Raw genomic sequence first — 16002 nt, 5'->3', positions numbered from 1 at the left:
TAGTTTTTTAACCTAAAGTTTTTGTCCATTGGCAACAAAAAAATTTACCGAAAGAATAAACTTTGCATCAGCTAAATTGGTAACTGAATATCCTGATTTTTTAGATATTCAAGTAAAATCTTTTCAAGATTTTTTCCAATTGAAAACCAAAGCTGACGAACGAAGTACAGAAGGATTGTATAAAACCTTCTTAGATAATTTCCCAATTACAGACACTCGTAATCAATTTGTATTAGAGTTTTTGGATTACTTTGTTGATCCACCACGCTACTCTATACAAGAATGTATTGAAAGAGGTTTAACATATTGTGTACCGTTAAAAGCAAGATTAAAGCTTTACTGTACCGATCCTGAACACGAAGATTTTGAAACAATTGTTCAAGATGTGTATCTTGGAACAATTCCTTACATGACTCATAGCGGTACCTTTGTTATTAACGGAGCTGAAAGAGTTGTTGTTTCTCAATTACATCGTTCACCTGGAGTATTCTTCGGACAGTCTTTCCATGCAAATGGAACCAAATTATATTCAGCAAGAGTAATTCCTTTTAAAGGTTCTTGGATTGAATTTGCTACCGATATCAATCAAGTGATGTATGCGTATATCGATAGAAAGAAAAAATTACCAGTAACTACATTGTTTAGAGCAATTGGATACGAGAGAGATAAAGATATTTTAGAAATTTTTGATCTTGCAGAAGAAATTAAAGTTTCAAAAAGTGGACTTAAAAAATATTTAGGAAGAAAATTAGCTGCACGTGTTTTAAAAACTTGGTTTGAAGATTTCGTAGATGAGGATACCGGCGAGGTAGTTTCTATTGAAAGAAATGAAATTGTATTAGACCGTGATACTATTTTAGAAAAAGAACAAGTTGATGAAATTGTAGATTCTGGCGCAAAAACTATCTTACTTCATAAGGAAGATAATGAAATGGCAGATTATGCTATTATTCATAATACTTTACAAAAAGATCCAACAAACTCTGAAAAAGAGGCTGTTGAACATATTTATAGACAATTACGTAACGCTGAACCACCAGATTTTGAAACGGCAAAAGGAATTATTGATAAATTATTCTTTTCTGAGCAACGTTATAATTTAGGTGAAGTTGGTCGTTATAGAATGAATAAGAAGTTAGAACTTTCAATCGATATGGATGAAAAAGTTTTAACAAAAGTAGATATAATTACTATTATCAAAAACTTGATAAAATTAGTTAATTCTAAAGCTGAAGTTGATGATATTGACCACTTATCTAACCGTCGTGTTCGTACTGTTGGTGAGCAATTAGCTAGTCAATTTGGTGTTGGTTTATCTCGTATGGCTCGTACAATTCGTGAAAGAATGAATGTACGTGATAATGAGGTTTTCACACCTATTGATTTAATTAACGCAAAAACATTGTCATCAGTAATTAACTCATTCTTTGGTACTAACCAGTTATCTCAATTTATGGATCAAACAAATCCATTAGCAGAGATTACTCATAAAAGAAGATTATCAGCATTAGGACCAGGAGGTTTATCTCGTGAAAGAGCCGGGTTTGAGGTACGTGACGTTCACTATACTCACTATGGTCGTTTATGTCCTATTGAAACTCCTGAAGGACCAAACATTGGTTTAATTTCTTCATTAGCTGTATTTGCAAAAGTTAATAATTTAGGTTTTATAGAAACTCCTTATAGAGAAGTTTTAGATGGAAACGTAAATATTAGTGATGAACCAAGATATTTAAGTGCCGAAGAAGAAGAAGGAATGAAATTTGCGCAATCAAATTTACCTTTAACTGATGAAGGTAGATTTGTTGATGAAAAAGTAATTGTTAGAGAAGAGGCAGATTATCCTGTAGTTGATCCAACATTGGTTAATTATATGGACGTTGCTCCAAATCAAATTGCATCTATTTCTGCATCACTTATTCCTTTCTTGGAGCATGATGATGCGAACCGTGCATTGATGGGATCTAACATGATGCGTCAGGCTGTACCATTATTACAACCTGAATCACCAATTGTTGGTACAGGATTAGAATTAAGAGTTGCAAAAGATTCTCGTATTTTAATGAATGCTGAAGGTGCTGGGGTTGTTGAATATGTTGATGCAAATACCATTGTTATTAAATACGACAGTACTGAAGAAGAGAGAATGGTAAGTTTTGATAGCGATAGCAAAACATACGATTTAATTAAATTTAGAAAAACAAACCAAGGAACTTCAATTAACTTAAAACCTATTGTTAAAAAAGGTGATAGAGTTGAAGAAGGACAAGTACTTTGTGAAGGTTATGCTACACAAAAAGGTGAATTAGCCTTAGGTAGAAACATGAAAGTAGCCTTTATGCCTTGGAAAGGATATAACTTTGAGGATGCAATTGTAATTTCTGAAAAAGTTGTAAAAGAAGATATTTTTACTTCTATTCATATTGATGAATATTCATTAGAAGTTAGAGATACTAAGTTAGGTGCTGAAGAATTAACAAACGATATTCCAAATGTTTCAGAAGAAGCTACTAAAGATTTAGATGAAAATGGAATGATTCGTATTGGAGCAGAAGTGAAGCCTGGAGATATCTTAATTGGTAAAATTACTCCAAAAGGTGAATCAGATCCAACGCCTGAAGAAAAATTATTAAGAGCTATTTTTGGTGATAAAGCAGGAGATGTAAAAGATGCATCATTAAAAGCTTCTCCATCATTAAGAGGTGTTGTTATTGATAAAAAATTATTTGAAAGAGCTGTTAAAGATAAATCTAAAAGAGCTCAGGATAAAATAAGCTTAGCTAATTTAGAAAGTAAATATACTGCAAAATTAGAAGACCTTAGAACTGTTTTAATTGATAAGTTATTCACTTTAATTAGTGGTAAAACATCTCAAGGAGTAATTAATGATTTAGGTGAAGAAATACTTCAAAAAGGTAAAAAGTTCACATTAAAAATGTTAAATGCTGTACCAGATTTCAGTTATTTAACAAAAGGTGTTTGGACTACTGATGATCATATTAATGTTCTTGTTGCAGAATTAATTCACAACTATAAGATTAAAGTAAATGATTTACAAGGATCTTTACGTCGTGAGAAATTTACAGTGTCTGTTGGAGATGAATTACCTGCAGGTATTTTAAAACTAGCTAAAATTTACATTGCTAAAAAGCGTAAATTAAAAGTTGGTGATAAAATGGCGGGTCGTCACGGAAACAAAGGTATTGTAGCTAGAATTGTTAGAGCTGAAGATATGCCTTTCTTAGAAGATGGAACACCTGTTGATATTGTATTAAATCCACTTGGGGTACCATCACGTATGAACATTGGTCAGATTTATGAAACAGTTCTTGGATGGGCTGGTCAAAATTTAGGTAGAAAATATGCAACACCAATTTTTGATGGTGCAACTATCGATCAAATTAATGCATTAACTGATGAAGCAGGAATTCCAAGATTTGGTCATACGTATTTATACGATGGTGGAACTGGGCAACGTTTTGATCAACCTGCTACTGTAGGTGTTATTTATATGATTAAATTAGGTCATATGATTGATGATAAAATGCACGCACGTTCTATTGGACCTTACTCTTTAATTACGCAACAACCATTAGGAGGTAAAGCTCAGTTTGGAGGTCAACGTTTTGGAGAGATGGAGGTTTGGGCACTTGAAGCATATGGAGCATCAAGTACATTGAGAGAAATTTTAACAGTAAAATCGGATGATGTTCTTGGTAGAGCTAAAACATACGAAGCAATTGTTAAAGGAGACGCAATGCCAGAACCAGGTTTACCAGAATCATTTAACGTATTAATGCACGAACTTAAAGGTTTAGGTTTAGACGTTAGATTAGAAGAATAATAACTAAAAATAGTAAGGAGGTAAAACCCTCCTTACTATTCAATATATTTTTACATTTTTAAATTATCCATCATTATTATGGCAATTAAAAGCGATAAATACACTGTAAAAAAATTCAATAAAATTTCTATTGGTTTAGCATCTCCAGAAGCAATTCTAGAGAAATCTAACGGTGAAGTTTTAAAACCAGAGACTATAAATTACCGAACTCATAAACCTGAAAGAGATGGATTGTTTTGTGAGCGAATTTTTGGTCCTATCAAAGATTATGAATGTGCCTGTGGTAAATACAAAAGAATTCGTTATAAAGGAATTGTTTGTGATCGATGTGGTGTTGAAGTTACAGAAAAGAAAGTACGTAGAGATAGAGTAGGACACATTAACTTAGTTGTTCCTGTTGCTCATATTTGGTACTTTAAATCATTACCTAACAAAATGGGATACCTTTTAGGTTTACCATCTAAAAAGTTAGATATGATTATTTACTACGAAAGATATGTAGTAATTCAACCAGCGGGAGCTAAAAACGCAGCTGGAGAACCATTGCAAAAAATGGATTTCTTAACGGAAGAAGAATATTTAGATATTCTTGAGAGTTTCCCTGTAGAAAATCAATATTTAGATGATAGTGACCCAGATAAGTTTATAGCTAAAATGGGTGCTTCTTGTTTAATTGATTTATTTAATAGAATAGATTTAGATGAGTTGTCTTATGAATTACGTCATAAAGCAAATACAGAAACATCTAAACAACGTAAAACGGAAGCTTTAAAAAGATTAAATGTTGTTGAATCTTTTAGAGATGCTGCTAAAAATAGAGAAAATCGTCCGGAATGGATGATAATGAAAGTTATTCCGGTAACTCCACCAGAATTACGTCCATTAGTTCCTTTAGATGGTGGTAGATTTGCTACTTCAGATTTAAATGATTTATACAGAAGAGTAATTATTAGAAACAATCGTTTAAAGCGTTTGGTTGAAATAAAAGCTCCAGAAGTAATTTTACGTAATGAAAAACGTATGTTACAAGAATCTGTAGATTCTTTATTTGATAATACTCGTAAGTCGTCAGCAGTAAAAACGGAATCTAACCGTCCATTAAAATCATTATCAGATTCTTTAAAAGGTAAGCAAGGACGTTTCCGTCAAAACTTACTTGGTAAACGTGTGGATTATTCAGCACGTTCTGTAATTGTTGTTGGACCAGAATTAAAATTATACGAATGTGGATTGCCAAAAGATATGGCAGCTGAATTATACAAACCTTTTGTTATTAGAAAATTAATAGAAAGAGGAATTGTAAAAACAGTAAAATCTGCTAAAAAAATTATAGATAAAAGAGAACCAGTTGTATGGGATATATTAGAGAATGTATTAAAAGGACATCCTGTAATGTTAAACCGTGCTCCTACATTACACAGACTGGGTATTCAAGCTTTTCAGCCAAAATTAATTGAAGGAAAAGCAATTCAATTACACCCATTAGTTTGTACGGCATTCAACGCGGATTTTGATGGTGACCAAATGGCAGTTCATTTACCATTAGGACCTGAAGCAATTCTAGAATGTCAGTTGTTAATGTTGGCTTCTCACAACATATTAAACCCTGCAAATGGTGCGCCTATTACGGTACCATCTCAGGATATGGTACTTGGTTTATATTATATGACCAAAGAAAGAAGATCAACTCCTGAAGTTCCTGTAAAAGGTGAAGGATTAACATTCTATTCTCCAGAAGAAGTTACTATTGCTTTTAATGAAAAAGCGGTAGACTTAAATGCTATTATTAAAGTTAGAACAAAAGATTTTAATGAAGAAAAGCAATTGGTTTCTAAAATTATTGAAACTACTGTAGGTAGAGTTTTATTTAATGAAGTTGTACCTGAAGCTGCTGGTTATGTGAATGAGGTATTGAACAAAAAATCTTTAAGAGATATTATTGGTGAAATATTAAAAGTTACCGATGTTCCAACTACTGGAAAATTCTTAGATGATATGAAAGATATGGGATACAAATTTGCATTCCAAGGAGGTCTATCATTTAGTTTAGGTGATATTATTATTCCACCAGAAAAACATAAAATGATTGCTGATGCCAATGCGCAAGTAGATAATATTATAGCAAACTATAATATGGGTATGCTTACAAATAAAGAGCGTTACAATCAGGTAATTGATATTTGGGGATCTACAAATAACCGTTTAACCGAATTATCAATGAAACGTTTACGTGAAGATAAACAAGGGTTTAACTCGGTATTTATGATGCTTGACTCTGGCGCAAGGGGTTCTAAAGAACAAATTCGTCAGTTAACAGGTATGCGTGGATTAATGGCGAAACCTAAAAAATCTACATCAAGTGGTGGAGAAATTATTGAAAACCCAATTTTATCGAACTTTAAAGAAGGTTTATCAATTTTAGAATACTTTATTTCTACTCACGGTGCTCGTAAAGGTTTAGCGGATACGGCGTTAAAAACAGCAGATGCTGGTTATTTAACTCGTCGTTTAGTAGATGTTTCACAAGATGTTATTATTAATGAATTTGATTGTGGTACATTAAGAGGTTTAAATGTTGAAGCCCTTAAAAAGAACGATGAAATTGTTGAGTCTTTAAGAGAAAGAATAGAAGGTCGTGTTACTTTATACGATGTTGTAGACCCAATTACCGAAGAAGTTTTAGCAAAAGCAGGTGAAGAAATATCAGGAGATATTGCTAAAATTATTGAAGGTTCTGCAGTGGAATCTGTTGAAGTAAGATCTGCATTAACATGTGAATCTAAAAAAGGTATTTGTTCTAAATGTTATGGTCACAGTTTGTCTACTAAAAAAATGGTACAAATTGGAGAAGCAGTTGGAGTTGTGGCAGCACAATCAATTGGTGAACCTGGAACACAGTTAACATTAAGAACATTCCACGTTGGTGGGGTTGCAGGTAACATTTCTGAAGAAAATAACTTAAAAACTAGATTCTCAGGTATTGCAAATATTGATGATTTAAAAACTGTTACTGGAAAAGATAATGATGGAAATGATATAAATATTGTTATTTCAAGAACATCAGAAATTAAAGTAATAGATGAAAAAACAGGTTTAACTTTAAGTACAAATAATATTCCTTATGGTTCTGTTATTTATTTTGCCGATGGCGATAAAGTTAAAAGAGGTGATGTAATTTGTAAGTGGGATCCATTTAACGGTGTAATTGTTTCTGAATTTGCTGGTAAAATTGAATTTGAAAGCATTGAAAGAGGTGTAAATTATCTTGTTGAAATAGATGAACAAACAGGTTTCCAAGAAAAGGTAATTATTGAATCTAAAAACAAAAAAACAATTCCTACATTATTATTGAAAGATAAAAATGATGAAGTTATTAGATCATACAACTTACCAGTTGGAGCACATTTAATTGTTGAAGATGGAGAGAAAATTGCAGCAGGTAAAATTGTTGTTAAAATACCTCGTAAATCTGGAAAAGCAGGTGATATTACAGGAGGTTTACCAAGAGTAACAGAGTTATTTGAAGCTCGTAATCCTTCTAACCCAGCTGTAGTTTCTGAAATTGATGGTGTTGTATCTTTCGGAAAAATTAAACGTGGTAATAGAGAAATTGTTGTTGAATCTAAATTAGGTGAAGTTAAGAGATATTTAATTAAATTATCTAACCAAATTTTAGTTCAGGAGAATGACTTTATTAAAGCAGGTATGCCTTTATCTGAAGGTTCAGTTACACCAGATGATATTTTAAATATTGAAGGACCAGGAAAAGTACAAGAGTACTTAGTAAATGAAATTCAAGAAGTTTATAGATTACAAGGTGTAAAAATTAACGATAAGCATTTTGAAGTAGTAGTTCGTCAAATGATGCGTAAAGTTAGAATTATTGATTCTGGAGATACACTATTCTTAGAAAATCAATTAGTTCATAAAAATGACTTTATTGAAGAAAATGATGAAATTTACGGAATGAAAGTTGTTGAAAGCGCTGGAGATTCTAAAGTTCTTAAAGAAGGTCAAATTGTAAGCCCTCGTCAATTAAGAGATGAAAATTCTGTTTTAAGAAGAGAAGATAAAAATTTGGTTGTTGCTAGAGATGCAAGTCCGGCTACAGCTGAACAAATTCTTCAAGGTATTACAAGAGCGTCATTACAAACAAAATCATTTATTTCTGCGGCGTCGTTCCAGGAAACTACTAAAGTATTAAACGAAGCTGCTGTAAGTGGTAAAGTTGATGATTTAGAAGGATTGAAAGAAAATGTAATTGTAGGTAAGAGAATTCCTGCAGGTACTGGTATGAGAGCTTATGATAATATTATTGTAGGATCTAAAGAAGAAATGGATTCAAAGTTATAATTTATGAGTGACAAGAAACCCAAAAACGAGGGACAATTAAATATTGAATTGGATGATAAAACTGCTGAAGGTATTTATTCTAACCTGGCAATTATTAATCATTCAGTATCAGAATTTATAGTTGATTTTATTAGTGTAATGCCTGGGCAACCAAAAGCTAAGGTAAAATCAAGAATAATTTTAACACCTCAGCATGCCAAGCGCTTAGCAAAAGCGTTGGCAGAAAATGTTCAACGGTTTGAACAGAGTCATGGAGAAATTAAAGACTATGAGCAACATCCAATTCCAATGAACTTTGGTCCAACAGGAGAAGCATAGATAAAAAAAAAGCCGAACATTTTGTTCGGCTTTTTTTTTTAATATATAAAAATTATATTTTCGCTGATTTTACAGTTTTTATAATTCTTGCTGCAACTTTATATGGATCTGCGTTTGAAGCAGGTCTTCTATCTTCTAAATATCCTTTCCAACCTTTTGAAACTGTATAAATTGGAATACGAATTGAAGCTCCTCTATCTGAAATTCCATAAGAGAAATCGTGAATAGAAGCTGTTTCATGCTTACCTGTTAAACGTAGTTCATTATGAGCTCCATAAACTTCAATATGTTCTTTTACAACTGGTCTAAATGCTTCACAAATTGCTTTGTAAGTAGCTTCAGATCCACAAGTTCTTAACAGTGTATTAGAAAAGTTTGCGTGCATACCAGATCCATTCCAGTCAGTGTCTCCTAGTGGTTTTGGGTGGTATTCAATGTAGTAATTATGTTTTTCAGTAAGTCTGTCTAATAAATATCTTGCAACCCAAATTTCATCACCAGCTCTTTTAGCTCCTTTTGCAAATAATTGAAACTCCCATTGGCCACAAGCTACTTCTTGGTTAATACCTTCAAAATTTAAACCGGCAGCAATACAAGCATCTGCATGTTCTTCAACTAAATCACGTCCATGTGTGTTTAAACCTCCAACTGAACAGTAATACATACCTTGTGGTTTTGGATATCCACCTCTTGGGAAACCTAAAGGTAATTCAGTTTTAACATCCATAATAAAGTATTCTTGCTCAAATCCAAACCAAAAATCTTCATTATCATCGTCAATAGTTGATCTTCCATTAGACACGTGAGGTGTTCCGTCTGGATTCATAACTTCAGTCATTACTAAATAGCCATTAACACGATGAGGATCTGGGTAAATTGCAACTGGTTTTAAAACACAGTCTGATGAACCACCTTCTGCTTGTTTTGTTGATGAACCATCAAAAGACCAATTACTTAATTCTTCAATTGTTCCTTTAAAATTTTCATGTTCTTCAACCTTGGTTTTGCTTCTCATATTTTGAGTTGGCGTATACCCATCCAACCAAATATACTCTAATTTAATTTTAGTCATATTATTAATATTATTTTATAAGTTCTAAATTTATAAAAGCGAAAATAAAAATATTTAGGGAAATATAGAAATTTAAGGGGGTTAAAAATAAAAAACACTATTACTTTTAAGGATACCCTTTTTTTTTAAAGGGTAAATTCAATTATTAATAAAAACAATTCGTTTTTTATTGATAAAAATATTTTTAAATTAATGTATCTTCGTACTATTAAAATAAATATTATGGCAAAACTTCGTTTTAAAGCAATTGAGCTTGCACAAAACAGAAAACCTATTGAAGTTAAGGAGCTACAAAAAAGATCAGAGTTATTTGGTAAAAATGTATTTAATGAGAATACAATGCGCCAATATTTAACAAAAGAAGCATATAATGGTGTTATTAGTGCTATTGAGCTGGGAAATAAAATAGATAGAAAAATAGCGGACCAGGTTTCATCGTCTATGAAAGAATGGGCACTTTCAAAAGGGGTTACACATTATACACATTGGTTTCAACCTTTAACCGGTGCAACAGCAGAAAAACATGATGCATTTTTTGAAACAATTGGCGGCGGTATGGCTATTGAAAAATTTGGAGGAAGTCAATTGGTGCAGCAAGAACCTGATGCTTCAAGTTTTCCAAATGGAGGTATAAGAAATACTTTTGAGGCAAGAGGTTATACTGCTTGGGATCCAACATCACCAGCATTTATTTATGGAACAACATTATGTATTCCTACTATTTTTGTTGCCTATACAGGTGAAGCTTTAGATTATAAAACACCTTTATTAAGAGCATTACATGCTATTGATGCTGCTGCAACTGATGTTTGCAGATATTTTGATAAAAATGTGAAAAAAGTAACGTCATCATTAGGTTGGGAACAGGAATACTTTTTAATAGATAAGGCCTTAGCAAATAGCAGACCTGATATTGCTATGACAGGAAGAACTTTGTTAGGACATTCTCCTGCTAAAGGGCAACAGTTAGATGATCATTATTTTGGTGCAATTCCTACAAGAGCATTAAATTTTATGCGTGATCTTGAAATAGAAAGTATGTTGTTAGGTATCCCTGTAAAAACTAGGCATAATGAAGTTGCTCCAAATCAATTTGAATTAGCACCTATATATGAAGAAGCAAATTTAGCGGTTGATCATAATTCGTTATTAATGGATTTAATGGGGCGAGTAGCATCAAGACACGATTTTAAAGTGCTGTTTCATGAAAAACCATTTGCAGGTGTAAACGGTTCAGGTAAACATAATAATTGGTCGCTTTCAACAGATACCGGAGTAAATTTATTGTCACCAGGGAAAACTCCAATGAGTAATCTTCAATTTTTAACTTTTTTTATAAATACAATAAAAGCAGTAGATACCTACGAAGAATTGTTAAGAGGAGCTATTGCATCTGCAAGTAATGATCATAGGTTAGGAGCTAACGAAGCGCCGCCAGCAATTATTTCAGTATTTATTGGAGCGCAATTAACTCAGGTTTTAGAAGAATTAGAAGGTGTTACTAAAGGAAAATTATCACCTGAAGAAAAAACCGATTTAAAATTAAACGTTGTGGGTAAAATTCCAGATGTTTTATTAGATAATACAGATAGAAACAGAACATCACCATTTGCATTTACGGGTAATAAATTTGAATTTAGAGCAGTTGGTTCTATGGCAAATTGTGCAAATCCTATGACTGTTTTAAATACTATTGTAGCAAAACAATTAAAAGATTTTAAAGTAGAAGTAGACAAGTTAATTGACAAAAAGGATTTAAAAAAGGACGAAGCTGTATTTAATGTATTGCGTGAATATATTAAATCATCAAAAAAAATATTATTTGAAGGGAATGGTTATGGTGAAGCATGGGAAAAGGAGGCGAAGAAAAGAGGATTAAGTAATAATAAAACAACACCGGAAGCTTTAAAAGCTAAAATCTCTAAGATTGCCATTGATTTATTTGAGGAAATGGATGTAATGAGCAAAGTGGAAAGCGAAGCGCGTTATGAAATAGAAATTGAAGAATACACCTTGCGTATTCAAATAGAATCTAGAGTGTTGGGCGATATTGCAGGAAATCATATTGTGCCAACTGCGGTGCGTTATCAAAATATGTTAATTGCAAATGTTAAAGGCTTAAAAGAAATTTTTGGGAAAGACTTTGAAGAACATGCAAGTCAGCAAATTCATTTAATAAAAGGAATTTCAAATCATATTGAAGCAATTCATGCAAAAGTAGATGAAATGATTAATGCCAGAAAGAAAGCTAATAAATTAAATGATGCTGTTAAAAAAGCAGAAATGTATTGTAAAGATGTAAAACCGTTTTTAGATGAAATAAGATACCACTGCGATAAGCTAGAATTAATGGTTGATGATGAAATTTGGCCCTTAACTAAGTATAGGGAACTATTATTTACCAGATAATAAATTGTATAATTGAGTAACAAAGAATCCTGTAAATTACAGGATTCTTTGTTTTTTGATGTTTTTTTATAAATTAGTTATAGAAACTTTTTAAATACTGATTTCTTTAATTTTATGTAATAAAAGTATCTATGTATAATCTATTTAAATAACTGAAAATAAGGTATTTAAATTTTAAAATATATAAAATAATTTGTAAATTAGATCAGGAATTAAAAATGTTTATAGTATATATCCCATATACAAATTCCTTCCCCCACAATTATAAACCTCAAGATTAGTTTTACTCACTCCAACACAATTATAGATTTATAAATCTTTTAGAATGTTGTTTTAAAAAGAAACAAATTTTTTAGAAGAAAATGTTCCCCCTTATAAGTTTATAAGATTTTATTAATCTATTAAAAATTTTTATTATGAAAAGAAATGTATTTTTAAGTGTAGTAGCATTTATGGTAACATTATCATTTATGTATGCTCAGTCAAACGTTAGCGACGTTTATTCACAAGGAACAATGAACGATGCAACTGTTGTACAACATGGAAACATGAACAATTCAGATGTTGATCAATTAGGTTGGTGGAATTCTGCTGTTGTAAGTCAAAAAGGTCATGCAAATGATGTGATGATTGATCAAGTAGGCATTTTAAACACAGCCAAAGCTAGCCAAGAAGGAAATGGAAACATGTCTAGACAAACTCAACGCGATTGGTCTAACTATGCCGAAGTAGAACAAAATGGAAAAGGAAATTTAGCAGTTCAAAATCAAGCTGGTGGATTTTTATTTGGAAGCGATGCTTATATTGATCAAGAAGGAGAAGGTAACGAAGCTTTTCAAGTTCAAAGAGGTTCATGGAATTATGCCGATGCAGAACAAAATGGAACTGATAATTACAGCGTTCAACATCAATTTGGAATGTCAAATATGTCTATGGTAGATCAAAATGGCGAAGGACATATGGCTTATGAATTTCAAAATGGATTTGGTAACTACTCAGATACTAAACAACGTTCTACAGGTCAACTAAGTGTAGTTTATCAAGATGGTTTTTATAATGCTCAATCTACTTTCCAAACAGGTAAAGAAAATGAAGCGTATACACTTCAATTTGGAAAAGCTAATTTTTCTGAAACTGTACAACACGGAAATGGAAACATGGCGCTTACAGATCAAATGGGAAAAAGAAATGAAGCATTTACTTCACAAACTGGTCATGGTAATTTAAGTATGATTACTCAAATGGGTTATAAAAATTCAGCTTCAACAACTCAAAGTGCAAAAGGAAATGAAAGTTATGTTTTACAAGTAGGAGACAAAAATGATCAAACTACTTATCAAACAGGTAACTCTAACCAATCTTGGATTGCTCAATATGGAGAAGGAAATATTGCTGATACTGAACAACATGGAAATAGTGGATGGAGTAAATTGTTACAAATGGGTGAAGAAAACGAAGCTTATTTAGACCAAAGAGGAAAAGAAAACTTCAGTTTAATTAGCCAATATGGTACTTCTAACTTTGCCGATGTAATACAAAGAGGTATGGGAAACCAAAGTAATGTATTGCAAATAGGATATGGAAATGAAGCTTACGTTGAACAACACGGAGGTGGTGGAAATGGAAGTGGTAACTGTGGAAATGGTGGAAATCACAATTAAATTTTAATAAAAAAAAGGGGAGGTTTAATCCTCCCTTTTTTTCTAAAACTAAATAAGATGAAAAATAGAACCAACATAGTAATTGCATTAGTAATGTTATTTGGTGTTTTTTCTTCAAATTCTTATGCGCAAATAACAGATGAGAATACCTATATTATAAATAAGTATTTTCAAGTAGCACAAAATGAAGCCCTATTAAAAGAAAATGGAGCTTTAACAAATACCTATACACAAAATAATTTGGTACAATTAAACCAAATAGGTAATTACAATCAAATAAATATTAAAAGCACTAGTAATAATGCTCAAAGTATAGATCAAATTGGGAATTCAAATAATTATACCTTTATTAATTATTATAACAACAATGCATCACAATTTAATATAATGCAACAAGGAAATTCCAATTCACTACAAATTTATGGTCAAAACTCAATTATAGATAATATAAGTATTCTTCAAAAATCAAATTATAAAACATTAATTATTACCAATTTCTAATAAAATAGTAGTTAAAAATAAATATTTAACATATTGTTAGGACTTTAAGGTGTAGTAATTTGCTATGTGATGTTATTTTTATGCATTTCATTTAGATTTTACTACAATTTGCAAAGTTCCTAATTTATGATATTGTTATTTAGTTAATTAGCTGTATATTCGTACTAACAATATGATATTTATCATATATCTTTTTCCCTAGTATAATAGCAAATACCCCAGCTGTTTAAAACCTCAAAAAAATTGTTTATCCCCATTTATTACGTTTAAAAAGACTTTTTTAAGTTTTATGAATCTTTTGGAATCTTAAAATTTATAGTGTCTTATTGAATTATTAAATATTTATTAACTAATCGTTTAAATTTTTTATTATGAAAAAAGTAATCTTAAGTATAGCTATGCTATGCGCAACAAGTATGTTATTTGCTCAATCTGATTGTGCAGATTGTGAAATTAATCAAAAATCACCAGCTTCTGTAGGTGCAGTAGATAATACTGTGAACATCAATCAATTTGGATATATTTTTAATATAGCTACTGCAGTTCAAACTGGAGCCTATAATTTATCAAATATCGATCAAAATGGTTCTTTCCTTACTGCTACCACAATTCAAACTGGAAATTCAAATGAGGCTGATGTTGACCAATTAGGATCTAATGCAAATGGTATTATAATGCAATATGGAACGTCAAATTTTGCACAACAAAGTGTTGGGCAAAGTTGGGGTTGGAGTTATATGAATACTGCAACTGCTAACCAAACAGGTTCTAGTAATTTATCTTACCAAACCCAAGAAGGAAATTTCAATAATGCAAGTGTAATGCAAAATGGAGTTGGTAATTATGCTGAGCAAAATCAAATGTCTTACAGCAATTCTTGGAGACCAAACAACGCAACTATAGTTCAATATTCTAGAAATAATGAATCATTACAAAACCAATATGGAGGAAGTAATACTGCGTTTTCTATCCAAGGATCAGGATCTGGGAATACAGTAGTTAGCACTCAAATGAATGTTTACAATAATCAACAATATTATGGTAATAATGATTCATATACTGAACAATATGGAGATGATAATTTAGCTTGTATAACTCAAAGTAGTGCTAAGGGTGGAAGTTATTCTGATATTTGGCAACATGGTGATGATAACTCAGCAAATGTAGATCAAACTGATTTGTTTTTTGGTACAAATATTTCATTAATTCATCAAGATGGTACTAATAATGATGCTTGTGTAACTCAAGTAGTAAGAAATGATGCTAGAAATGATAGTGATATTTATCAAAATGGAAATGGAAATAGTGCGCACGTTATGCAGTATTCTGCTAATGATTGGTGGACAGTAGGACAAAATGTAAGTGATATTGACCAATATGGAAGCGAAAATAATGCTATTGTTACTCAAAATCAAACATGGGGAGCTAATGATTCAACAATATTCCAAGATGGGACTAATAATACAGCTATAGCAACACAAACTGACACATTTTGGAGTTTCAACACTTCTACTATTATGCAATATGGTGGTTATAATACAGCAGTTGCAACTCAAACCGGTGTAACAGGAAATAATGATAGTACTATTTTCCAAAATGGTTATTTTAATACAGCAACTGTAACTCAAAATACACCTACTTATTCTTACCTTAACAATGTAAGTAATGTTAATCAATTAGGAAACTCTAATGTAGCATCTGTAACACAAACTGCTGTTCCAATGTCTTTTTAAAGAATAAATAATATTACAAGTAGGTTGTATGTAAATTAATATGTGAGTAAGACCATACAAATACTAACAACATACTTTTAATTTACCAAAAGAAATATTAATTAAAAAAGG

At 31.5% G+C, this 16002-nt stretch carries 8 protein-coding genes; 7 read left to right on the top strand and 1 reads right to left on the bottom strand.

Annotation, left to right across the window (positions count from 1 at the left end):
* The first annotated feature begins 28 nt into the window (after positions 1 to 28).
* The 3 genes from rpoB to ABY298_RS10220 all read left to right on the top strand — a co-directional run bounded on the left by rpoB (position 29) and on the right by ABY298_RS10220 (position 8515).
* A complete protein-coding gene (rpoB, locus tag ABY298_RS10230; protein WP_372745956.1) occupies positions 29 to 3844 on the top strand; it encodes a DNA-directed RNA polymerase subunit beta in 3816 nt (1271 codons plus the stop codon).
* Between the two features lie 78 nt (positions 3845 to 3922).
* Complete coding sequence (rpoC, locus tag ABY298_RS10225) at positions 3923 to 8197, top strand: DNA-directed RNA polymerase subunit beta' (RefSeq protein WP_372745955.1); 4275 nt, start codon at positions 3923 to 3925, stop codon at positions 8195 to 8197.
* A gap of 3 nt (positions 8198 to 8200) precedes the next feature.
* Positions 8201 to 8515, top strand: coding sequence for a DUF3467 domain-containing protein (locus ABY298_RS10220; protein ID WP_372745954.1), 315 nt, complete (start codon positions 8201 to 8203; stop codon positions 8513 to 8515).
* Between the two features lie 52 nt (positions 8516 to 8567).
* Here the strand turns inward: ABY298_RS10220 and ABY298_RS10215 are convergent, their stop codons facing one another.
* The gene (locus ABY298_RS10215; protein ID WP_372745953.1) at positions 8568 to 9587 is read right to left on the bottom strand and encodes a glutamine synthetase beta-grasp domain-containing protein; all 1020 of its coding nucleotides are present in this window, start codon (positions 9585 to 9587) and stop codon (positions 8568 to 8570) included.
* 222 nt (positions 9588 to 9809) lie between these two features.
* On the opposite strand from ABY298_RS10215, the gene ABY298_RS10210 reads away from it, so the two are divergent.
* The 4 genes from ABY298_RS10210 to ABY298_RS10195 all read left to right on the top strand — a co-directional run bounded on the left by ABY298_RS10210 (position 9810) and on the right by ABY298_RS10195 (position 15891).
* Positions 9810 to 11996 (top strand): glutamine synthetase III, encoded by a 2187-nt coding sequence (locus ABY298_RS10210; RefSeq protein ID WP_372745952.1) that lies wholly within the window; start codon positions 9810 to 9812, stop codon positions 11994 to 11996.
* A gap of 416 nt (positions 11997 to 12412) precedes the next feature.
* Complete coding sequence (locus ABY298_RS10205; RefSeq protein ID WP_372745951.1) at positions 12413 to 13657, top strand: hypothetical protein; 1245 nt, start codon at positions 12413 to 12415, stop codon at positions 13655 to 13657.
* Between the two features lie 57 nt (positions 13658 to 13714).
* Positions 13715 to 14158, top strand: coding sequence for a hypothetical protein (locus ABY298_RS10200; protein ID WP_372745950.1), 444 nt, complete (start codon positions 13715 to 13717; stop codon positions 14156 to 14158).
* Positions 14159 to 14529: 371 nt separating this feature from the next.
* A complete protein-coding gene (locus tag ABY298_RS10195) occupies positions 14530 to 15891 on the top strand; it encodes a hypothetical protein (protein ID WP_372745949.1) in 1362 nt (453 codons plus the stop codon).
* Positions 15892 to 16002: the final 111 nt, after the last annotated feature.

This window comes from Lutibacter sp. (assembly GCF_041596795.1).
Classification (GTDB): Bacteria; Bacteroidota; Bacteroidia; order Flavobacteriales; family Flavobacteriaceae; genus Lutibacter.
Note: the sequence above shows the minus strand (reverse complement) of the source record. Positions and strands in the feature narration are given on the sequence as shown.